The 19,957-nt window shown below is 74.5% G+C and carries 18 protein-coding genes; 11 read left to right on the top strand and 7 right to left on the bottom strand.

Annotated features, from left to right (window positions below; all coding sequences use genetic code 11):
* Positions 1-84: 84 nt before the first annotated feature.
* Positions 85-1,374 (bottom strand): formimidoylglutamate deiminase, encoded by a 1,290-nt coding sequence (locus ACYVID_RS04140; RefSeq protein ID WP_460734702.1) that lies wholly within the window; start codon positions 1,372-1,374, stop codon positions 85-87.
* Positions 1,371-2,585 (bottom strand): allantoate amidohydrolase, encoded by a 1,215-nt coding sequence (locus ACYVID_RS04135; RefSeq protein WP_460734700.1) that lies wholly within the window; start codon positions 2,583-2,585, stop codon positions 1,371-1,373. The genes ACYVID_RS04140 and ACYVID_RS04135 overlap by 4 nt, the downstream gene beginning before the upstream one ends.
* Positions 2,586-2,610: 25 nt before the next feature.
* Here ACYVID_RS04135 and ACYVID_RS04130 point away from each other — a divergent pair, with 25 nt between their 5' ends.
* From ACYVID_RS04130 to ACYVID_RS04090, 9 genes are all read left to right on the top strand, one after another.
* Complete coding sequence (locus tag ACYVID_RS04130; RefSeq protein ID WP_460734698.1) at positions 2,611-3,279, top strand: nitroreductase family protein; 669 nt, start codon at positions 2,611-2,613, stop codon at positions 3,277-3,279.
* An 83-nt stretch (positions 3,280-3,362) separates the two neighbouring features.
* Positions 3,363-4,763, top strand: coding sequence for a M20/M25/M40 family metallo-hydrolase (locus ACYVID_RS04125; RefSeq protein ID WP_460734696.1), 1,401 nt, complete (start codon positions 3,363-3,365; stop codon positions 4,761-4,763).
* Entirely contained in the window at positions 4,760-6,280 is a 1,521-nt protein-coding gene (locus tag ACYVID_RS04120; protein ID WP_460734694.1) for an MFS transporter, read from the top strand. Before ACYVID_RS04125 ends, ACYVID_RS04120 begins: the two co-directional genes overlap by 4 nt.
* Positions 6,281-6,368: 88 nt before the next feature.
* Positions 6,369-6,818 carry a hypothetical protein gene (locus ACYVID_RS04115; protein ID WP_460734692.1) on the top strand — a complete coding sequence of 150 codons (450 nt, stop codon included), beginning with the start codon at positions 6,369-6,371 and terminating at the stop codon, positions 6,816-6,818.
* Positions 6,815-7,114, top strand: a complete 300-nt coding sequence (locus tag ACYVID_RS04110) for a hypothetical protein (protein ID WP_460734690.1) — start codon at positions 6,815-6,817, stop codon at positions 7,112-7,114. The genes ACYVID_RS04115 and ACYVID_RS04110 overlap by 4 nt, the downstream gene beginning before the upstream one ends.
* 153 nt (positions 7,115-7,267) lie before the next feature.
* Positions 7,268-7,861 carry a DnaJ family domain-containing protein gene (locus ACYVID_RS04105; RefSeq protein WP_460734688.1) on the top strand — a complete coding sequence of 198 codons (594 nt, stop codon included), beginning with the start codon at positions 7,268-7,270 and terminating at the stop codon, positions 7,859-7,861.
* A gap of 157 nt (positions 7,862-8,018) precedes the next feature.
* Complete coding sequence (locus tag ACYVID_RS04100; protein ID WP_460734686.1) at positions 8,019-9,104, top strand: HpcH/HpaI aldolase/citrate lyase family protein; 1,086 nt, start codon at positions 8,019-8,021, stop codon at positions 9,102-9,104.
* A 1-nt stretch (position 9,105) separates the two neighbouring features.
* A complete protein-coding gene (locus ACYVID_RS04095; protein WP_460734684.1) occupies positions 9,106-9,960 on the top strand; it encodes an HpcH/HpaI aldolase/citrate lyase family protein in 855 nt (284 codons plus the stop codon).
* Positions 9,961-10,291: 331 nt separating this feature from the next.
* A complete protein-coding gene (locus ACYVID_RS04090) occupies positions 10,292-11,920 on the top strand; it encodes an Ig-like domain repeat protein (RefSeq protein ID WP_460734682.1) in 1,629 nt (542 codons plus the stop codon).
* Positions 11,921-12,027: 107 nt separating this feature from the next.
* On the opposite strand, the gene ACYVID_RS04085 is transcribed toward ACYVID_RS04090, so the two are convergent.
* Together ACYVID_RS04085 and ACYVID_RS04080 are read right to left on the bottom strand one after the other, a co-directional pair.
* On the bottom strand, positions 12,028-14,355 hold the full coding sequence (locus tag ACYVID_RS04085) for a sodium-translocating pyrophosphatase (RefSeq protein WP_460734680.1): 2,328 nt from the start codon (positions 14,353-14,355) through the stop codon (positions 12,028-12,030).
* A 246-nt stretch (positions 14,356-14,601) separates the two neighbouring features.
* Complete coding sequence (locus ACYVID_RS04080; RefSeq protein WP_300643828.1) at positions 14,602-14,940, bottom strand: STAS domain-containing protein; 339 nt, start codon at positions 14,938-14,940, stop codon at positions 14,602-14,604.
* Positions 14,941-15,204: 264 nt separating this feature from the next.
* Here ACYVID_RS04080 and ACYVID_RS04075 point away from each other — a divergent pair, with 264 nt between their 5' ends.
* Together ACYVID_RS04075 and ACYVID_RS04070 are read left to right on the top strand one after the other, a co-directional pair.
* Positions 15,205-17,574, top strand: coding sequence for a DEAD/DEAH box helicase (locus ACYVID_RS04075; RefSeq protein ID WP_460734677.1), 2,370 nt, complete (start codon positions 15,205-15,207; stop codon positions 17,572-17,574).
* 165 nt (positions 17,575-17,739) lie between these two features.
* Entirely contained in the window at positions 17,740-18,045 is a 306-nt protein-coding gene (locus ACYVID_RS04070; RefSeq protein WP_460734675.1) for a hypothetical protein, read from the top strand.
* A 41-nt stretch (positions 18,046-18,086) separates the two neighbouring features.
* Here ACYVID_RS04070 and ACYVID_RS04065 read toward each other — a convergent pair whose 3' ends face one another.
* From ACYVID_RS04065 to ACYVID_RS04055, 3 genes are all read right to left on the bottom strand, one after another.
* Entirely contained in the window at positions 18,087-18,485 is a 399-nt protein-coding gene (locus tag ACYVID_RS04065) for an Rv3654c family TadE-like protein (protein WP_460734673.1), read from the bottom strand.
* Between the two features lie 86 nt (positions 18,486-18,571).
* Positions 18,572-18,949, bottom strand: a complete 378-nt coding sequence (locus ACYVID_RS04060; protein WP_460734671.1) for a TadE family type IV pilus minor pilin — start codon at positions 18,947-18,949, stop codon at positions 18,572-18,574.
* Between the two features lie 7 nt (positions 18,950-18,956).
* A complete protein-coding gene (locus ACYVID_RS04055; RefSeq protein WP_460734669.1) occupies positions 18,957-19,277 on the bottom strand; it encodes a DUF4244 domain-containing protein in 321 nt (106 codons plus the stop codon).
* Positions 19,278-19,957: the final 680 nt, after the last annotated feature.

The following is a 19,957-nucleotide window of genomic DNA, read 5'->3' as shown; positions in this document are numbered from 1 at the left end:
CTCTGGCACCTGCCACGGTCCGCGATCGACGGCTCGGCGGGGCACAACTGCCGGGTCGGGGGTTCGGAGCTGCCGGCTCGGCGGTCATGAGCGGACCCGCGCGATCGCCTCGGCGAGCAGGAGGCCCACCTCGGGCTCGTCGCCGCGGCGGTGCACGACCCGGCCGTCGACCAGGACGTGGGTGACGTCGGCGGCGGTGGCGGCGAAGACGGCTGTGTGCTCGTCGGCCGGACCGTCGAGCCCGGTGCCCGCCGTGCGGGGGGAGGCGGTGTCGAGGGTGACCAGGTCGGCGCGCGCGCCGACCTCGATCCGGCCGGCGTCGGTCACCCCGAGGACGTCGTGGGCGGTGCCGATGTCGAGCAGCTCGGCGGCCGTGAAGTGCCCACGCTCCCCCGTGGCGAGCCGTTCGTGCATCTCCAGCCCCCGCAGCTCCTCGAACGGGTCGACGACCGCGTGGCTGTCGCTGCCGATGCTCAGCCGACAACCCGCGTCGGCCAGCCGCCGCCCCGGTCCGATGCCGTCGGCGAGGTCGCGCTCGGTGGTGGGGGTCAGGCAGACGTGGGTGCGCGTGCTGCCGAGCAGCGCGATGTCGTCGTCGGTGAGGTGGGTGGCGTGGACGACGGTCGTGCCGGGGCCGAGCAGGCCCTCGGCGTGCAGCAGCCCCGTCGGGGTCAGCCCGTACGCCGCCAGGCACGCCTCGTTCTCCGCGGGCTGCTCCGAGAGGTGGACGTGCAGGGGGTCGCGGCCGCGGAAGACGCCGAGCTCGGCGCGGGGCACGGCCCGCACCGAGTGGATCGCGGCGGGACCGTCACCGGCGCGGGCCGACCAGGCTGCCGCCGTACCGTCGGAGAAGCGGCGCTGGACCCCCTCGGCCGGGGCGCCGAAGCCGCTGGAGAGGTAGGCCGTGTCGAGGAGCACCAGCCGGATCCCGGCGGTGGCGGCAGCCTCGACGAGGGCCTCGCGCATGGCCAGCGGCGCGTCGTGCGGCGAGCCGTCCGCCCGGTGGTGCAGGTAGTGGAACTCCCCGACCGACGTGTAGCCCGCGGCCGCCATCTCGCGGAAGGCCGCGGTCGCCAGTGCCCGGTAGAGATCGGGCGTGAGGCGCCCGGCGACGGCGTACATCTGCTCGCGCCAGGTCCAGAACGTCCCGCGGTCGCGTTGCACGTGCCCCCGCAGGGCGCGGTGGAACGCGTGGCTGTGGGCGTTGGCGAGGCCGGGGAGGGTCAGGCCGGGCAGACGGGTGGCAGCAGGGTCGCCACCACCCACCTCGACCCGCGTGAACCGCCCGCCCTCGACCTCGACGAGCACGTCGTCGTGCACCCGCCCGCCGCCGGGCGAGGGCAGCCACGCCCGCTCCAGGAGGTACGCCGTCACGTGCTCAGCCTCGTGAGCGACTCGGCCAGGGCGTCGACGCCGGCCAGGCAGTCGGGGACCTCGGCGTGCTCGGCAGGGCTGTGCGAGATCCCCGTGAGGTTGCGCACGAAGAGCATCGCCGTCGCGATGCCGGCCCCGGACAGCACGCCCGCGTCGTGGCCGGCCTGGGTCGGCAGCACGGGCCAGTCGCCGCCGGCGTGACCGGTGGCCAGGGCGCCCGCGAGGTCGGGGTCGAACGAGACCGACCCCGACACCGACTCCGCGGTCACGGTGAGGGTGGTGCCGTCGCGCTCGGCCCGCTCGCGGGCCTGGGTCGTGACCCGCTCGACCAGCGCCTCCAGCGCGCCGGCGGAGGACGCGCGGGCGTCCAGCCAGCCGGTCACCCGCGACGGCACCGCGTTGGTGCCGTTGGGCAGCACCTCGACCCGGCCGAACGTCGCGCGGTCCCCCGACAGCCGGGCGGCCTTGTTGGCCGCCAGGACCGTCATCGCGTAGGTCAGCATCGGGTCGCGGCGGTCCTCCATCCGCGTGGTGCCGGCGTGGTCGGCGACGCCCTCGACGTCGAAGCGGTAGCGCCCGTGCGGCCAGATGCCGCTCGCGACCCCGACGGCGTGGCCGAGGTCGACCAGCGCCCGGCCCTGCTCGACGTGCAGCTCGACGAAGGTCGTGACCCCGGCGAGCAGGTCCGGGTCGGCCGCGCGCGGGCCCGGCAGGCCGGCCGCCTCCAAGGCGTCGGCCAGGAACACCCCGTCGCGGTCACGCAGCTCCCGGGCGGTCTCCCACGTCGTCGCGCCGGTCAGCAGCCGCGAGCCCAGGCAGGCCAGCCCGAAGCGCGAACCCTCCTCCTCCACGAACACCCCGACGCCCACCGGTCGCCGCGGCACGACCCCGAGCGCGCGCATCCGGTCGACCGCCGCCAGCCCCGAGACCACACCGAGCGGACCGTCGTACGCACCTCCCTCGAGCACGCTGTCGAGGTGCGAGCCGGTCAGCAGCCGGTCCTCCGGTGAGCACCCGACCGGCTCCCACCAGCCGACGACGTTGCCCAGCCCGTCGGACTCCACGCGCAGCCCGCGCGCCTCGCACGCCCCGACGAACCAGGCGCGCAGCTCACCCTCCGCGCTGGTCCACGGCTGGCGCAGGTAGCCCCCGGTCGCGGCCGAGCGGCCGAGCGGCGCGATCTCACGCCACATCGCCTCGAAGTCAGTCATCCCGGGCCGTCCTATCGTCACGCGCATGGAGTTCCGCGAGGTCGTGCGCCGGCGCCGGATGGTCCGCAACTACGCCGACGCCCCGGTCGACCCCGCCGTGGTCGAGCGGATGCTCGACCACGCCACGCGGGCCCCGAGCGCGGGCTTCAGCCAGGGCTGGGCCTTCGTCGTGCTCGACACCCCCGACGACGTACGCCGCTTCTGGACCGCCACCGCCGACAGCGTCGAGGAGCCGGACCCGTGGCTCGCGGGGATGATGCGCGCACCGGTCGTGATCGTCCCGTGCAGCAGCCGCACGGCCTACCTCGAGCGCTACTCCGCCCCCGACAAGGCCGCCACCCGACGCCGCAACGGCGCCCCGGCGGGCGACCCGTGGAACGTGCCGTACTGGCACATGGACGCCGCCATGGCCTCGCTGCTCATCCTGCAGACGGCCGTCGACGAGGGGCTCGGTGCCTGCTTCTTCGGGCTGCCGCCGCACCGCGAGCTCGACCTGCGCGAGGAGCTGTGGCTGCCCGACGACGTCGACCCGGTCGGCGCGATCACCGTCGGCCACCGCGCCGCGGACGCCGGCACCCGCGGCTCGGCGCGCACGCGCCGCCGCCGGCCGACCGAGGAGGTCGTGCACCGGGGCCGCTGGGGCTCTCACGGCGGCAGTGGCGGGGGCGGGCACCTCACCAGTCCACTGACCTAGCGGCGCGGGGTCAACGAGCCCCGCCGCCGGAGCGTCTCGGATCCCAGACGACCCGCTCCGGCGGGCCGGGTTACTGTCCCGCCATGAGCTCTGGGGAGGGCGGGCTGGACCCTGCGACTAGCCGCGCGGTGGAGGCCTTGCAGGCACTGGTGCGGATCCCGACGGTCAGCCACCCCGACGAGCTCGACCCCACCACGTTCGACGCCCTGCTGGTCGAGCTGGAGCAGCGCTTCCCGCTGGTTCACGAGCGGCTCGAGGTCACCCGGGTCCACACCCACGGCCTGCTGCTGCGCTGGGCCGGTCGGTCCGGTGCCCGGCCGGTCGTGCTGATGGCCCACCTGGACGTCGTACCCGTCGAGGACCCCGCCCGCTGGACCCACCCGCCCTTCTCCGGCGCGGTCGTCGACGGCAGCATCTGGGGCCGCGGCACGCTCGACGACAAGGGCTGCGTGGTGGCGATCTGCACGGCGGTCGAGGAGCTGCTCGAGGCCGGCCACGTGCCGGCGCAGGACGTGTGGCTCTCCTTCGGCTGCGACGAGGAGGTCTTCGGGCAGGCCGCCCCCGAGGCGGTGCGGGTCCTCCGGGAGCGCGGCGTGCAGCCGTGGTTCGTGCTCGACGAGGGCGGCGCGGTGGCGGGCGGCGCCTTCCCCGGCGTACGCCGTCCCGTGGCCGTCGTGGGCGTGACCGAGAAGGGCGTCACGTCCCTGCTGCTGCGGGCCGAGGGGCGCGGCGGCCACGCCTCCACGCCCGCTCGCAACGGGCCGACCGCTCGGATCGCCCGCGCGATCACCGCGCTGGAGCACAGCCCGATGCCGGCGAGCGTGCCGCCCCCGACGGTCGAGCTCTTCCGCCGGATCGCCCCGCACGCCGGGCTCCCGCTGGGCCCGGTGCTCGCTGGCGCGGCGCGGGTGCCCGCACTGCTGGTGCGCGCGCTGCTGGCCGCCGGCCCGGAGACCGCGGCGATGACCCGCACGACGTTCGCGGTCACGACGCTGCAGGGCTCACCGGCGCTTAACGTCATCGCCGGCGCCGCCACTGCTGGGGTCAACATCCGGGTCATGCTCGGCGACACCGTCGAGGACGTGCTCGCGCACGTGCGCCGCGCGGTCGGGAAGGACGTCGAGATCGAGGTGGTCGAGGAGGGCGCGGCGAGCCCGCTGTCGCCGTACTCCACCTCCGGCGCCGCGGACGGTGAGCACCGCGACGAGGCCTTCGACCTGCTCGAGCGCACGATCGAGCAGGTCTTCCCCGAGGCCGTGCCGGCGCCGTACGTGATGATGGCCGCCACCGACTCGCGGCACTTCACCGCGATCTGCGACCGGGTCTACCGGTTCGCGCCGTTCCGGATGTCGAAGGCCCAGCGCGAGTCGATCCACTCCCACGACGAGCACCTCGGCGTGCAGGACCTGCTGGACGGGGTCGCGTGGTACCGCCGGCTCCTGGAGGAGCTTCCCGAGGGAAGCCCGGAGAGGAGCCCGGCATGAGCGGCACGACCGGCGGGGCGACCCGCACCTCGCCGTACCTCGGACCCGCCCAGGGCCTGGCCGCGATCGTCGGGCTGCTCGTCGCGGTCGAGGTGGCCAGCGGGGTGCTGCAGGGCTACTACACGCCGATCTTCAGCGACATCGCCGACCACCTCGGCATCCAGGACGCCGACGTCAACTGGTTCGAAGCGGCACAGCTCATCGTCTCCGCACTGTGCGTGCCGCCGCTCGCGCGGCTGGGAGACCTCGTCGGCCACAAGAAGGTGCTGCTGCTGTCGACCGCGGTCACGGCGGTGGCCTCGTGGGGCGTCGCGCTGGCGCCCTCGTTCACGACTTTCCTGGTCGCGTGGGCCCTGCAGGGGGCGTACGTCGTGTGGCTGCCGCTCGAGGTGGCCATCATCCACCGGCGCACGGCCGCCGCCGGGCCCGCCCGCCAGCAGCTGCTCACCCGTCGCTCGGCCGCGGTGCTGGTCGGGGCGCTGGAGCTCTCGGTGATCATCGGCGCGCTCACCTCCGGCGCGCTGGTCGAGGCGACCTCGATGACCTTCCTGCTCGCCCTGCCGGCGGTCGTGGTCACGGTCGTGCTGGTCGTGGTGTGGGTCGGCCTGGAGGATGTGCCCGGGCAGCTGGCCACGCCGACCGGGTCCCGCGGCGCGCTGCTGGGCGCCTTCGACCTGCGCGGCCTCGGGCTGGTCACCCTCGCCCTCGGCCTGGTGATGGGCGGGCTGATCGCGGTGCGGCTCATGGGCCCGGCGAGCGTGCTGCCGTGGCTGCTGGTCGCGGCCGGTCTGGCCGTGCTGGTGCCGTTCGTGCGGCTCGAGCGCTCGCTGGCCGAGCCGATGGTCGACGTGCGCGTGCTGGCGCACCGGGCGCAGTGGCCGGTGCAGCTGACGGCCTTCCTCTTCGGGATGTCCGTGCTCGGTGCGCAGATCCCGCTGTCGACCTTCGCGCGCACCGACCCCGAGGTCGCGGGCTACGGCCTGGGCGCGGACGCGGCCTTCGTCTCGACCCTCGTCGGGGTGTACGTCGTGTTCCTCGCGGTCGGCGCCTTCACGCTGCCGCTGAGCGCGCGGCTGCTGGGGGCGCGCGGCGCGCTGGTCGCCTCGGCGCTGCTGGTGTCGCTGGGGTACGGGCTCTTCCTGCCCTTCCACGACACCACCCAGCAGACCCTGGTCAACATGGCGATCGCGGGCCTCGGCTCCGGTGCCCTGGTCGCCGCGCTGCCCGCCGCGGCCGCCGCGGCGGCGCCCCCGCACCGCACCGGCTTCGCGACCGGCATGACCAACGCGACCAAGACCGTCGGTGGCGCGATCGCGTCGTCGGTCTTCGCGATCGCGCTCGCCGCCACCGGGTCGCTCGAGGGGCCCGACGAGGGCGTGGCCCCGATGTCGGGCTACCTCACGGTCTGGGCGGTCTGCGCGGCCGCCGCACTCGTGGCCGCCCTCTGCCTTCTCCTCGCCCCCCGGGTGCCCGAGGAGACGGACCCCCTCGACGCCGCCCCGGTCGTGGTGCCGTGACCGGCGGGTCCCCCACCGCCGCCACGACCGGCACTGCCGGAATGCCGGTTCTGCTCCCAGCCGGCCTCGGACCTGTCACGCTCGGCGCGTGACGACCCTGCGCCGCACCGTCCTCGGCCTCGACGTCCTCGCCCTGGTCGGGTGCGTCGTGCTCGCCGGCTGGTCGATGACCGACACCAGCTCCTCGACCTCCTCGCTCGGGGTGGTGGTCGCGGTCTTCCTCGCGGTGCCCTTCCTGCTGGCTGCCGTGCTCGCCCTCGTCGCGGGGCGGCTGGGAGAGAGCGGCAGCACCGTCCTGACGGCACTGGCCACGCTGATCACCGTGACGTCCTGGGGCTGCTCGGGTTCCAGCTGGCGCTCGGCTCGTAGCCGGCCGGGTCCGGCGCGCCCGGGGTCGCGTCCGGAGGTCGCGTCGGGGGTCGCGTCGGGGGTCGCGTCCGCGTACGGGGTGGGTGGGGCCGCGGCGACACCGCAGCCGCAGGTCGAGTACCACTACTCACGCGCCGGGACCTCCCTCCGCACGACCCTGGAGGCATGACCACCTTCCGCACCCTCGCCCTCGGCAGCCTCGTCCTCTCGCTCGTCGGCCTCGCCGGTGGGCTCGCCTGGGCGGTCGGCGCCTTCCTGAGCGACGGGGAGCAGAGCGGCGTCGGCGTGGTCCTGGGCGTCCTCGTCGCGCTGCCGTGCTCCGTCCTGGCCGTGCTCGCAGGGCTGGCGCTCGCACTGCACCGCAGCCGACCCGGGACGGCGTCCACCCTGCTGGCCGTCGCCGGCGCCGGGGTGCTCGTCATCGGCCTCGGCCTGCTCTCGCTGTTCGCGCCGTCGCTCGCCTGATCCCCGCCCGAGCGCACGACCGACCACCCGGCCTGCGCCCTGCCACCTGCCACCCGGCTGGCGCAGCCGCAGCCGCAGCCGCAGCCGTCGTACGCCGTGGGGCGGCTGGGCCCGCTGCGTACCCTGGGGCCATCCGGGACGAGGGGATGTGCCGTGGTCGACCAGCCGCAGGGCCAGCCGAGCGAGGTGCAGCGCGCCCGCGACGAGCAGGAGCGGCGCAAGCGCTCCAAGGAGTCGGCGGCCGCGGCGCGGATCGCCTTCCAGCACCAGTGGGTCGACCAGCAGATCCGGATCGCGCACGCGCGCGGGGACTTCGACGACCTGCCCGGCGCGGGCAAGCCGATCGAGGGGCTCGGCGAGCAGCACGACCCCGACTGGTGGCTGAAGAAGCTGATCGAGCGCGAGCAGGTCACCGGTGTGCTGCCGCCGGCGCTGCAGCTGCGCAAGGACGACGCCCTCCTCGACGAGAAGCTGGACTCCTTCACGGTCGAGACCGACGTACGCCGCGAGGTCGAGGACTTCAACGCCCGGGTCATCCGCGCTCGCTACACCCCCGTCGACGGACCGCCGCTGATCACCATGCCCCGCGACGTCGAGGAGACCGTGGCCGCGTGGGCCGAGCGCCGCGCGGCCCGGATCGCTGCCGCCCGCGCCGAGAACGCCGCGCGGCTCGCCGCCGAGCCTGCGCGGGCCCGGCGCCGCTGGTCCTGGCGGTCCCGGCGGCGCGGCGCGGACGGTGACGTGTGAGGTTCAGCGGCGCCCCGATGAACCTCACACCGCCCCGACGCACCTGCAGACGGTCACCGTCAGGTTCAGCGGCGCCCCGATGAACCTCACAGCCGCACCCGTCCGCTGTCAGATCGGTCATACCGACGGGTAACCGCCCGCTGCTACGTTCGCGCCCATGCCGAGCAAGAGCGCCAAGGACTTCTTCCGCCCCCTCGCCGTGGGGGCACCGACCCCGCCGACGGAGATCCCGGCCCGCCCCAGCCGGGCGATCCACTTCTTCGACCCCAGCAACGAGAAGATGGCGGCGAAGATCCCGCAGATGGTCGGCACCGTCGACGTGCTGCTGGGCAACCTCGAGGACGCCGTCAAGGCCGACAACAAGCTGGCCGCGCGTGAGGGCCTGGTGAGGATCGCCCAGGACACCGAGGGCCTCGGCGGCCCGGACGCCCAGACCCAGCTCTGGACCCGGATCAACTCCCTCGACAGCCCCTGGGTGCTCGACGACCTGACCACGCTCATCCCGGCCATCGGCCACAAGCTCGACGTCGTCATGGTGCCGAAGGTGCAGGGCGCCGAGGACATCCACTACGTCGACCGCATCCTGGCCCAGCTCGAGGCCAAGGCCGGCCTGGACCGCCCGATCCTCGTGCACGCGATCCTCGAGACAGCCCGCGGCGTGGCCAACGTCGAGGAGATCTGCGGCGCTTCCCCGCGCATGCAGGGCCTCTCGCTCGGCCCGGCCGACCTGGCCGCGGACCGCCGGATGAAGACCACCCGCGTCGGCGGCGGCCACCCCGGCTACCTTGTGCGCCAGGACCCCGAGAACGGCGAGATCGACGCCCCGCGCGCGACCTTCCAGCAGGACCTGTGGCACTACACGATCGCCCGCATGGTCGACGCCTGCGCCATGCACGGCATCTACCCCTACTACGGTCCCTTCGGCGACATCGCCGACGTGGTGGCCTGCGAGGACCAGTTCCGCAACGCCTTCCTGCTCGGCTGCGTCGGCACCTGGAGCCTGCACCCCAAGCAGATCGCGATCGCCAACAAGGTCTTCTCCCCCAGCGTCGAGGACATCGCCCACGCCCGCCGGGTCGTCGCGGCCATGGGCGACGGCACCGGCGCGGTGATGCTCGACGGCAAGATGGAGGACGACGCCTCCCTCAAGCAGTGCCTGGTCATGGTCGAGCTGGCCGAGCAGCTGGCCGCGATCGACCCCGAGCTGAAGAAGCAGTACGACGCGATCTCCCTGGAGGCCTGAGATGACCACCGTCCTCCGCTCCGTCCTCTACATGCCCGGCGCCAACGACCGGGCGCTGGAGAAGGCCAAGACGATCCCCTGCGACGGCCTGATCCTCGACCTCGAGGACTCCGTCGCCCCCGAGGCCAAGCCCGCTGCCCGCGACGCCGTGTGCGCGGCCGCGTCGAGCGGTGAGTACGGCCGGCGCACCGTCACCATCCGGGTCAACAGCCTGGGCACGGAGTGGCACGACGCCGACCTGGCCGCGGCCGCCCAGGCGGGCCCGGCCGGCATCGTCGTACCCAAGGTCAACAGCGCCGAGGAGGTCCGCGGCCTGGTCGCGGCGATGGAGAAGGCGGGCGCCCCCGACCACACGCGCCTGTGGGCGATGGTCGAGACGCCCGAGGCCATCTTCAACGCCCGTGAGATCGCGGCCGCCTCCGACCGGCTCGCCGTCATCGTCATGGGCACCAACGACCTGGTGAAGGAGCTGTACGCCGAGCACGTCCCGGGCCGCGCTCCCCTCCTCACGTCGCTGTCGCTGGCGCTGCTCGCGGCGCGCGCGGCCGGCGTGCAGATCCTCGACGGCGTCTACAACGACGTGAAGGACACCGAGGGCTTCCTCGCCGAGTGCGTGCAGGGCCGCCAGATGGGCTTCGACGGCAAGACCCTCATCCACCCCGGCCAGGTCGAGGCCGCCAACGAGCAGTTCGCGCCCAGCGCCGAGGCGATCGAGGACGCGCGCGGGCTGATCGAGGCGTTCGAGAGCGCCGGCTCCGGCGTCGCGACGTACAAGAACAAGATGATCGAGAACCTCCACGTCGAGTCCGCCCGCCGCACCCTCACCATCCATGAGGCGATCACGGCGCTGGGCTGAGCCCCCCGCGGTCCGAGCGACCGCCCCGACGTACGACGGCAGCGGCCGGGTCCCCGAGGGACCCGGCCGCTGTCGCGTCTGCCCGCACCTCACCCCGGCGGGGCGCGCGGCCACGCCCGGGGCGGACCCGCCCGATCGGCCAGGCGGCATGGCCCGACCGGGCCAGTCCGGTCGGGCCACTCGTGAGAGGCGTCTCAGGTCCATCGGGCAGGAACCGATGGGACCCCTGTCGTAGGACCTCTGCACGGTCCTACGGTCGATCGACGACTGGTCGCGCCTGGGAGGGTCCGCACCGGTCGGGTCATGGGAATCCACCGGAGGGAACCACCTGATGCTGTCCCGTCGCGCGCTCGCGCCCGCGCTCTCGCTCGTCCTCACCGCCGGCGGGGTGACGCTGGCCGCCGCGCCGGCGACCGCCGCCCCCGCCGCGGCCACGCCGGCTGCGTCCACGGTCCGGCTGTCCGACGCCGCCGTGTCGGGCGCCCGGCAGCTGCCGCTGATCGGGGGCCTGCTCGAGGCCGTCGTCGGCCCGCTGCTCACCGGGGTGGGGGCCGTCGGCGAGACCATCTCGCTCACCCCGCCGGAGTGGAACCTGCTCGGCGTCACGAACTCCGTCCAGTGGCTGGCCGACGGCCAACCGATCCCGGGTGCCACCGGTCTGAGCTTCGTCACGACGCTGGAGCAGGCGGGCAAGAGCCTCCAGGCCAAGGTCACCGGCTCGCTGCTCGGCCTGCTGCCGCTGGAGACGTTCACCAACGTCATCCCGATCCCGCTGCCCGGCGGCGGTGGCACCGGTGGAGGTGACGGCGGCGGCACCGGCGGCGGCGACGGCGGCACGGGCGAGAACCCGCTGCTGGAGGCACTCAGCGACCCCGCGCTCACCGGCATCCCCGGCGTCGGCTCGCTGCTGCAGGTCCTCAACCCGGTCTGGAGCCTGCCCGGCGTCTCGACGACATACCAGTGGTTCGCCGACAACGTGCCGGTCCCCGGCGCCACCGGCCCGACGTTCGTCCCCGACCTGGAGGACGCGGGCAAGCAGGTCTACGCCCGGGTCACCGGCACCCTCGCCGGGTTGCCCGTCGTTAACGTCCTCACGGGCAGCTTCCTGATCCCGGCCGCCCCGGAGCAGCCGCTGGCCGCGGCCTCGGCCGCGACGCTCGCCGGGACCCCGAAGGTCGGCAAGCCCCTCACCGTCCAGGACCCGACCTGGAACGAGGAGGGCGTCACCCACACCTACCAGTGGCTGCGCGACGGCGCCCCGATCGCCGGCGCCACGGGCAAGACCTACACGCTGGCGCCCGAGGACCTGGGCCGCCAGGTGGTCGTCAAGGTCACCGGCTCCAAGGAGGGCTGGACCGACAGCACCGTCGACAGCAACGCCGTCGTCCCGCAGGTCGGCGACGCCCCGACGTTCACGACCCAGCCGTCGGTCTCCGGGGCGTACCGCCTCGGCCAGACCCTGACGGCCAACCCGGGCGCCTGGGGCACCGGCTCCACGCCGACCTTCACCTACCAGTGGCGCCGCGGCGGCCAGCCGATCACCGGAGCCACGTCCTCGACGTACGCCGTCACGGCCGCCGACCTGGGCTCGACCCTGTCGGTGACGGTCACCGCGACCCGCGCGGCGTACGCCCCGGGCGTCTTCACGACCTCGGCGCTCCCGGTCGCCAAGCTGCCCTCGACCACCACGATCGCGGGCAAGAGGAAGGTGCGCGCGGGCAAGCCGGTCCGTGTCGTGCTCGGCGTGGTCGTGGACGGGTTCGCCCCCGACGGCACGGTCACCGTGCTGGACGGCACCCGCACCCTCAAGACCGTCCCGATCGCCTCCGGCAGCCGGACGCTCAAGGTCAAGGGCCTCAAGCCGGGCAAGCACAAGCTCTCCGCGGTCTACTCCGGCTCCGGCGCGACCGAGGAGTCCCGGTCGAAGGTGCTCAAGCTGACGGTGCTGAAGCGCCGCTGAGCGGCGCCGCCGCACCGGCACCGGGACCGCCTGCAACGCGACGGCGCCCCTTCCCGCTCGGGAGGGGGCGCCGCTGCGTGGTGCTGGGTGGTGCGGGTGCCGCTGCGTCAGACGACGGAGGCGGGTGCCTCGTCGGAGATGACCGCCGAGCGGCGCTTGGAGACGTAGACCGCCGCCGCGATGCCCACCGAGGCGACCACGGCGATGACGATCGAGACCGGGCGGTTGGCGTCCTCGCCGACCGTGAGGCTGATGACCGCGCCCACGATGAGCAGCGAGACCAGGTTCATCACCTTCAGCAGCGGGTTGATCGCCGGACCGGCGGTGTCCTTGAACGGGTCACCGACGGTGTCACCGATGACGGTCGCCTCGTGGGCGGGTGAGCCCTTGCCGCCGTGGTGGCCGTCCTCGACCAGCTTCTTGGCGTTGTCCCAGGCCCCACCGGCGTTGGCGAGGAAGACCGCCATCAGCGTGCCGGCACCGATCGCACCGGCCAGGAAGCCGGCGAGCGCGCCGACGCCCAGGCCGAAGCCCACCGCGATCGGCGAGAGGATCGCCAGGATGCCGGGCGTGGCCAGCTCCCGCAGGGAGTCGCGGGTGACGATGTCGACGACCTTGCCGTACTCCGGCCGGCCGGTGCCCTTCATGATCCCGGGGATGTCGCGGAACTGGCGGCGTACCTCCATCACGACCGCACCGGCCGCGCGGCCGACGGCGTTGATCGCCAGGCCGGAGAAGAGGAAGACCACCGCGACACCGATCAGCAGGCCGACGAGCACGTCCGGGCTGAAGACGAAGAAGCTGGTGACGAAGTCGACCCCGTCCTGGTCGGTGACGTTGTCCAGGTCGCGGACCCGCTCGATGGCGGTGCCGATGTAGGAGCCGAAGAGGGCCGAGGCGGCCAGCACGGCCGTCGCGATCGCGATGCCCTTGGTGATGGCCTTGGTCGTGTTGCCCACCGCGTCGAGCTCGGTGAGGATCTGCGCGCCCTCGGGGCTGACGTCGCCGGACATCTCCGCGATGCCCTGGGCGTTGTCGGAGACCGGGCCGAAGGTGTCCATCGCGACGATGACGCCGACGGTGGTCAGCAGGCCGCAGCCGGCCAGGGCGACGGCGAAGAGCGCGATCGACAGCGAGCCGGCACCGAGCAGGAAGGCTCCGAAGACGGCCGCGCCGATGACGAGCGTGGTGTAGACCGCGGACTCGAAGCCGACCGAGAGGCCGGAGAGGATCACGGTCGCCGCACCGGTCTGCGAGGTGGCGCCGACGTCCTTGACGGGGCGGTACTCGGTGCCGGTGAAGTAGCCGGTCAGGGCCAGGATCGCCGCCGCCAGGACGATGCCGATGAGCACCGCCACCGCGGCGATGAGGGCCGGGTTGCCGCTGGCGGCCTCGAAGCCGAAGGCGGTGTCGAGCGGGCTGCCGCCGGGCTCCAGGCCCTCGAGCTCGGAGAAATCGCTCGGGAGGTAGACGAAGGCCAGCACGACGCTGGCGACCGCACCGATGCCGGCGGAGAGGTAGAAGGCCCGGTTGATGGTGGTGAGGCCGTTCTCGCCCGCACGCGGCTGGCAGAGGTAGACACCCGCGACCGCGGTGAGCGCACCGATGGCCGGGATCAGCAGCGGGAAGACCAGACCGGCGTCGCCGAAGGCCTGGGAGCCCAGGATCAGCGCGGCCACGAGGGTCACGGCGTAGGACTCGAAGAGGTCCGCGGCCATGCCGGCACAGTCGCCCACGTTGTCACCGACGTTGTCGGCGATGGTGGCGGCGTTGCGCGGGTCGTCCTCGGGGATGTTGTTCTCGACCTTGCCGACCAGGTCGGCGCCCACGTCGGCGGCCTTGGTGAAGATGCCGCCACCGACGCGCATGAACATCGCGAGCAGCGCGGCTCCGAAGCCGAAGCCCTCGAGCACGACCGGGGCGTCGTCCTGGAAGGCGAGGACCACGACGCTGGCGCCGAGCAGGCCCAGGCCGACGGTGAGCATGCCGACGTGCGCGCCGGTGCGGAAGCCGATGTGCATGGCCGGGTCCCGGCCCTGGGTCTGGGCCGCCGAGGCGACGCGCAGGTTGGCCTGCACCGCCAGGGACATGCCGAGGTAGCCCACGGCCGCGGAGAAGCCGGCGCCGAAGAGGAAGGCCACGGAGCGGAAGATCCGCACGGTCGCGTCGTCGGCGGGCAGCGCCAGCAGCGCGAAGAACGCGATGCCGGCGAAGACGGCCAGGGTGCGGAACTGCCGCTGGAGGTAGGCGTTGGCCCCCTCCTGCACGGCCTGGGCGATGGACTTCATGTTGTCGGTGCCCTCGGCGGCGGACATGACCTCGCGTCGGAACATCGCGGCCATCGCCAGCGCACCGAGTGCGATGAGGGCGACGACGACGACGAGCACGAGGTTGCCACCGGAGACTTCAACGACGGCGGGAAGGGTCCCCGTCATGCGCTTCCTCCTGGTGTGGGAGCTTCAGCTCGGATGGACGCACACACACGGATGTGAGGCACGTCTCACTGGATCGAGCCGGAGTCTACGCACGGCGGACCGGCGCGCAGCAGCACAGTGTGACCGGGGCCACACGCGTGTCACTCGGTCGGGGCAGGCCGCGGCGGCCGCGGCACGGCGTACGACGGCAGGCGCGCCGCGCCGAGGGCGGGCGTCGCGCGGTGGGGATGCGGAGGTGGCGCGCCGTCAGGAGGCGGCGAGCGCGGCCTCGGCGCTCTCGTGGATCACGAAGACCTTGGCCAGGCCGGTGATCCGGAAGATCTTGAGCAGGCGGTCCTGGGTGCAGACCAGCTGCAGCGAGCCGTCGTGGGCGCGGACCTTCTTCAGGCCGCCGACCAGCACGCCGAGACCGGTGGAGTCGAGGAACTCCACGGCCTCCATGTCGATCACGAGGTCGTAGACACCCGCGGCGACCAGCTCGGTGATCTTGTCGCGCAGCTTCGGCGCTGTGTAGACATCGATCTCACCGCCGACGGCGACCACGGTCGTCCCATCGACGTCGCGCGTGGCGAGGGTGAGGTCCACGTGTAACTCCCTGTCAGCCTGCGGGTGTGTCGAACGGTTCTGGTGGCCTGGACGCGGGGAGGCCCCCTGTCCCGTCGATCGACCAAAGGATATGAAACCACGACGCCCCGAGGCGCGCGAACGAAGGTAAATGCACCGGCCACCGGTCGGCACACCCGGACGGGCATCCGTGGGCGTCCGCGGGTGTGACCCGGACCGGTGGCGAGCCGGTGGCGGACCGGTGGCGGGCGCGACGCTGTCGGCGGCGCCTGGGACGATCGGAGCATGTCCAGCGTGCAGTCCCCGACCGCCCCCCGGGCGTCGGGGTCCGCCGGCTCCGGGCCGGCCGGCTCCCGGGGCATCCTTGAGCGCCTCGCCACCGCGGGCGTCCGCGCCGAGCGGCTGCGGCACGTCGAGGAGCTCGCGCCGCGCGAGGGCGTCCACGCCCCGTGGCCGGGCTGGGTCCCCGAGCAGGTGCGCTCGGCGTACGCCGCCCGCGGGATCGCCCAGCCGTGGGCCCACCAGGTGGCGGCCGCCGACGCGGCGTGGTCGGGGCGGCACGTGGTGGTCTCGACCGGCACCGCGTCGGGCAAGTCGCTGGCCTTCCAGGTGCCGGCGCTCGCGCGGGTGCTGCAGCGGCGCGGGTCGCGGGGGCAGCGGGGCGCCTCGGTGCTCTACCTCGCCCCGACCAAGGCGCTGGCCCAGGACCAGATGGCCGGGCTGGTCGGCCTCGGGCTCGACGTGCGCGTGGCGACCCACGACGGCGACAGCAGCCGGGAGCAGCGGGAGTGGACCCGCGACCACGGCGAGTACGTCCTGACCAACCCCGACATGCTGCACCGCAGCCTGCTGCCCGGCCACGAGCGGTGGACCGGCTTCTGGCGCTCCCTGGACCTCGTCGTCGTCGACGAGTGCCACCACTACCGCGGGGTCTTCGGGGCGCACGTCGCGCACGTGCTGCGGCGGCTGCGGAGGGTGGCTGCGACGTACGGCGCGGAGCCGACCTTCGTCCTCGCCTCCGCGACCGTGGCCGACCCGTCCGCCGCGGCCGGGCTGCTCACCGGCCTGGACGTGCTGGCCGTCGACGAGGACGCCTCACCGCGCGGTCGGGTCACCGTCGGCATGTGGGAGCCCCCGCTGACCGAGCACGTCGGGGAGAACGGGGCGCCCGTGCGCCGCGCCGCCTCCTCCGAGACCGCCGACCTGCTCACCGACCTGGTCGTCGGCGGGGTGCGCACGCTGGCGTTCGTCCGGTCCCGGCGCGGGGCCGAGCAGGTCGCGATGACCGCCGCCTCGCTCCTGGAGGAGGTCGACCCCTCGCTCGCCCACCGGGTCGCGGCCTACCGCGGCGGCTACCTCCCCGAGGAGCGCCGCGAGATCGAGCAGCGGCTGCGCTCCGGCGAGCTCGTGGGGCTGGCCGCGACCAACGCCCTGGAGCTCGGCATCGACGTGAGCGGGCTGGACGCCGTGCTGGTCGCCGGCTTCCCGGGCACCCGCGCCGCCTTCTGGCAGCAGGTCGGGCGCGCCGGGCGCGGGGCGCAGGACGCCGCCGCGCTGCTCGTGGCCCGCGACGACCCGCTCGACACCTACCTCGTGCACCACCCCGGCTCGCTGTTCGGGCGGCCGGTCGAGGCGACGGTGTTCGACCCGACCAACCCCTACGTCCTGGGCCCCCACCTCGCCGCGGCCGCGCAGGAGCGGCCCCTCACGCGCGCCGACCTGGCGGCGTACTGGCCGGGCGCGGAGCCGGTCCTGGCCGACCTCGTCGCGCGGGGGCTGCTGCGGCGGCGTCCGCACGGCTGGTTCTGGACCGACACCTCGCGGGCGGCCGACCTGGCCGACATCCGCTCCGCCGGGGGCCAGCAGGTGCAGCTGGTCGAGGCCGGCACCGGTCGGGTCGTGGGCACCGTCGACGGCGGGCGTGCCCACTCCTCGGCGCACCCCGGCGCGGTCTACCTCCACCGTGGCGAGACCTACCTCGTGCAGGACCTCGACCTCGAGGAGCACGTCGCGGTGCTCGAGCGGGCCGACCCCGACTACTCCACCTCCGCGCGCGAGCTGACCGACATCAGCATCGTCGCCGAGGTCGCGTCCCAGCGGTGGGGCCCGTGCCGGCTGGCGCTCGGCCAGGTCGACGTCTCCCAGCAGGTGGTCTCGTTCCTGCGGCGCCGCCAGCCCAGCGGCGAGGTGCTCGGCGAGGAGCCGCTCGACCTGCCCGAGCGCACCTTGCGCACCAGTGCCGTGTGGTGGACCGTGCCGCCGGCCGAGCTGGAGGCCAGCGGGATCGACCCCGCCGACCTGCCCGGCGCCGCGCACGCCGCGGAGCACTGCTCGATCGGCCTGCTGCCCCTCTTCGCCACCTGCGACCGCTGGGACATCGGCGGCGTCTCCACCGCCCTGCACCCCGACACCGGCACCCTCACCGTCTTCGTCCACGACGGGCACCCGGGCGGGGCCGGCTTCGCCGAGCGGGGGTACGACCTCGCGCCCGCCTGGCTGCGCGCCACCCGCGAGACCATCGCCTCCTGCGAGTGCGTCGAGGGCTGCCCCTCCTGCATCCAGTCGCCCAAGTGCGGCAACCAGAACAACCCGCTCGACAAGGCCGGTGCCCTGCGGCTGCTCGACGTGCTGCTCGCCCACGCGCCGCTCGGCTGAGCGCCCCGCCACTACGCCACGTGCGCGGGTCGGTGGTGCCGTGGCCCGCTGGCTCGGACTGCCGACCCTCGGACGTCATACGGACCGCACCAGGGGACGTCCCGTCCGCATGACGTCCCACGCGGGAGGGTGTCGCCGCGGCTGCGGCGGCCCTACGCTGCGGCCATGGTCGTCCTGGGTCTGCTCGTCCTCGCTGCCGGTGTCGTCCTCCTGCTCGCGGGGCTGTTCACCACGGAGACCACCGCGAGCGGGCTGGAGATCCTGCGGATCGAGGTCTCGCCCGTGACCCTCTTCGCTCTGGGCCTCGTCGCTGCCGCGGCAGTGCTGATGGGCATCTCGATCACCCGCTTCGGCGCCCGCCGCGCCCTCAAGGCCCGCCGTGAGCACAAGCAGCTTTCCGAGCTCTCGGAAAAGCTCGACCGGGTCGAGGCCCGCGAGAGGCTCGAGAACCAGGACGACCAGCCGCACTGAGACCCCCCGGCCGACCGGCACTGCCTCCTCGTGGGCCGGCCTCAGCCGGGGCCAGCCACGGCCGTGCCGGTGAGCTCGTGCGCAGGCCCGAGCCGCGTCGGGGCGTCGATGCCCACGACCACGCGGACGGTGCGGCCTTCGACGGCGCACGAGAGCAGCCGCGCGCCGTTGCTGCCCGCCACCGCCTCGGCCCGCCCGCAGGGGTCGGCGGTCACCGCACCCGCACCGGCCAGGGCCGCGAGGTCCGCGGCGGCCCGGACCTGACGGTGGGCGGCGAACCACGCCCCCACCTCGCCCAGCGCCAGCCCGACCAGCAGGAGCAGACCCAGGCAGGCAACGGCGGCGACCGTCGCACCGCCGCGGTCACCGGCGACGCCCCGGGTCGACGGACGCCGCGGGGGTCCGACGGGAGTGGGGGACGGGCGGTGGGACCGGCGCACGCCTCGCCCAGCCTCCCCGACCGTCCCACCGGTGTCCCGCTCCCGGAGGACGGCGGCCCTGAGGGCACCCACGCGTCGCCGGCCGCTCACGGCGCCGCCACGGCCGCAGGCTCGAGGGCGGCGGTGGCGCTCGCCTCGAGGTCCGCGCCGGGCAGGGCGGCGAGCAGCCCGCCCGGCCCCTCGAGCCCAGCGCTGACGGTCACGGTCACCAGACCCGAGGCCTGCTCGACCGACACGCGGCTCCCGGAGGGGCCGATCCGCGCAGCCAGGGCGCTCGCCGCGCCGGGGTCCTCCCCGCGCGCCAGCGCGCGGGCGGCCTCCCGGGCAGCGTCCGTCACCCGCATCTGGCCGAGCCCCACGACGAGCAGCCAGAGCAGGCCGGCCGTGACGGCGAGGAGCATCGGCAGCACCATAGCGAGCTCGGCGGTGGCCGCTCCCCGCTCGCCACGACCGGACTGCCTCACGGGCGGTTCACCCCACGCCCAGCAGGCCGAGCACGTGGTCGAAGAGCGTCGTGAGCAGCTGGTCGCCGAAACCGCCGCTCAGCATCGTGTAGAGCAGGCCGGCGAGACCGGCGCCGGCGGCCGTCCCGACGGCGTACTCCGCGGTCGTGATGCCGGCCTCCCGCGCGGGCACGGCGCGCAGATGCCGACCCGTCGCGTCGGCCCGACCACGGGCCGCCGCCTCGGCGCAGTCGCAGACCGGCTGCCCGCCGGGCAGGTCCTCGACCACCCCGGGGGCGGAGCGGCGGCTCCGCAGCCGGGACAGGGGCTGGGTGATGGATCGGTGCATGATGCCTCCTCGGCTGGCCGCGGGGTGCGGCCTCGACCCCGAATCTGGTCGAGCAGGGACTCCCGCGGGGGCTCGTGCCGGGCGGCTGTGGGCACCTCGGCCCCTGCGCGTCCTGTGGACGGTCGGGGGCCCGCACTGACAGGTCGCTGCGCCAGGCAGGTGCCTGTGACGGGCAGCTGCCGGCGCCCTGTCCCGGCCGGGCCGCGCGGGTCGAGCTGCCCGGCCGGGACGGTGGCCGCGCCGACACCCAAGCGACCGATGGCCGCCCCCGCCCACGGCGGACGTCGGCCCGAGGCGTCCAGCCCGTTGTGTGGTGCTCCGGTTCAACCTGGTTGAACGGGAGCACCACACAAGCCGTTCCGCGAAGCCGGAGCGGCGGGCGCTGCGGGCCGCCGGGCCGCGCGAGGGCTGTGGCCGCGCCGCGGGGGGCCGGGCCGCTTGAGGACGCGGCCGGCCGAGGACTGGGCCGGCCGAGGACCGGGCCGCTCGAGCACCGAGCCGGCCGAACACCGAGCCGCTCGAACACCGAGCCGCTCGAACACCGAGCCGGCCGAACACCGAGCCGGCCGAACACCGAGCCGGCCGAACACCGAGCCGGCCGAACACCGAGCCGGCCGAACACCGAGCCGGCCGAACACCGAGCCGGCCGAACACCGAGCCGGCCGAACACCGAGCCGGCC

Source organism: Nocardioides ginkgobilobae, from assembly GCF_054781275.1.
The sequence above is the reverse complement of the archived record's forward strand: the minus strand, read 5'-3'. Positions and strand labels throughout refer to the sequence as shown.

Excerpts from the sequence above, each read along its gene's own strand:
- ACYVID_RS04135 (WP_460734700.1), bottom strand. The coding sequence starts at position 2,585 with ATGACTGACTTCGAGGCGATGTGGCGTGAGATCGCGCCGCTCGGCCGC.
- ACYVID_RS04130 (WP_460734698.1), top strand. The coding sequence starts at position 2,611 with ATGGAGTTCCGCGAGGTCGTGCGCCGGCGCCGGATGGTCCGCAACTAC.
- ACYVID_RS04125 (WP_460734696.1), top strand. The coding sequence starts at position 3,363 with ATGAGCTCTGGGGAGGGCGGGCTGGACCCTGCGACTAGCCGCGCGGTG.
- ACYVID_RS04120 (WP_460734694.1), top strand. The coding sequence starts at position 4,760 with ATGAGCGGCACGACCGGCGGGGCGACCCGCACCTCGCCGTACCTCGGA.
- ACYVID_RS04110 (WP_460734690.1), top strand. The coding sequence starts at position 6,815 with ATGACCACCTTCCGCACCCTCGCCCTCGGCAGCCTCGTCCTCTCGCTC.
- ACYVID_RS04100 (WP_460734686.1), top strand. The coding sequence starts at position 8,019 with ATGCCGAGCAAGAGCGCCAAGGACTTCTTCCGCCCCCTCGCCGTGGGG.
- ACYVID_RS04095 (WP_460734684.1), top strand. The coding sequence starts at position 9,106 with ATGACCACCGTCCTCCGCTCCGTCCTCTACATGCCCGGCGCCAACGAC.
- ACYVID_RS04090 (WP_460734682.1), top strand. The coding sequence starts at position 10,292 with ATGCTGTCCCGTCGCGCGCTCGCGCCCGCGCTCTCGCTCGTCCTCACC.
- ACYVID_RS04085 (WP_460734680.1), bottom strand. The coding sequence starts at position 14,355 with ATGACGGGGACCCTTCCCGCCGTCGTTGAAGTCTCCGGTGGCAACCTC.
- ACYVID_RS04075 (WP_460734677.1), top strand. The coding sequence starts at position 15,205 with ATGTCCAGCGTGCAGTCCCCGACCGCCCCCCGGGCGTCGGGGTCCGCC.
- ACYVID_RS04070 (WP_460734675.1), top strand. The coding sequence starts at position 17,740 with ATGGTCGTCCTGGGTCTGCTCGTCCTCGCTGCCGGTGTCGTCCTCCTG.
- ACYVID_RS04055 (WP_460734669.1), bottom strand. The coding sequence starts at position 19,277 with ATGCACCGATCCATCACCCAGCCCCTGTCCCGGCTGCGGAGCCGCCGC.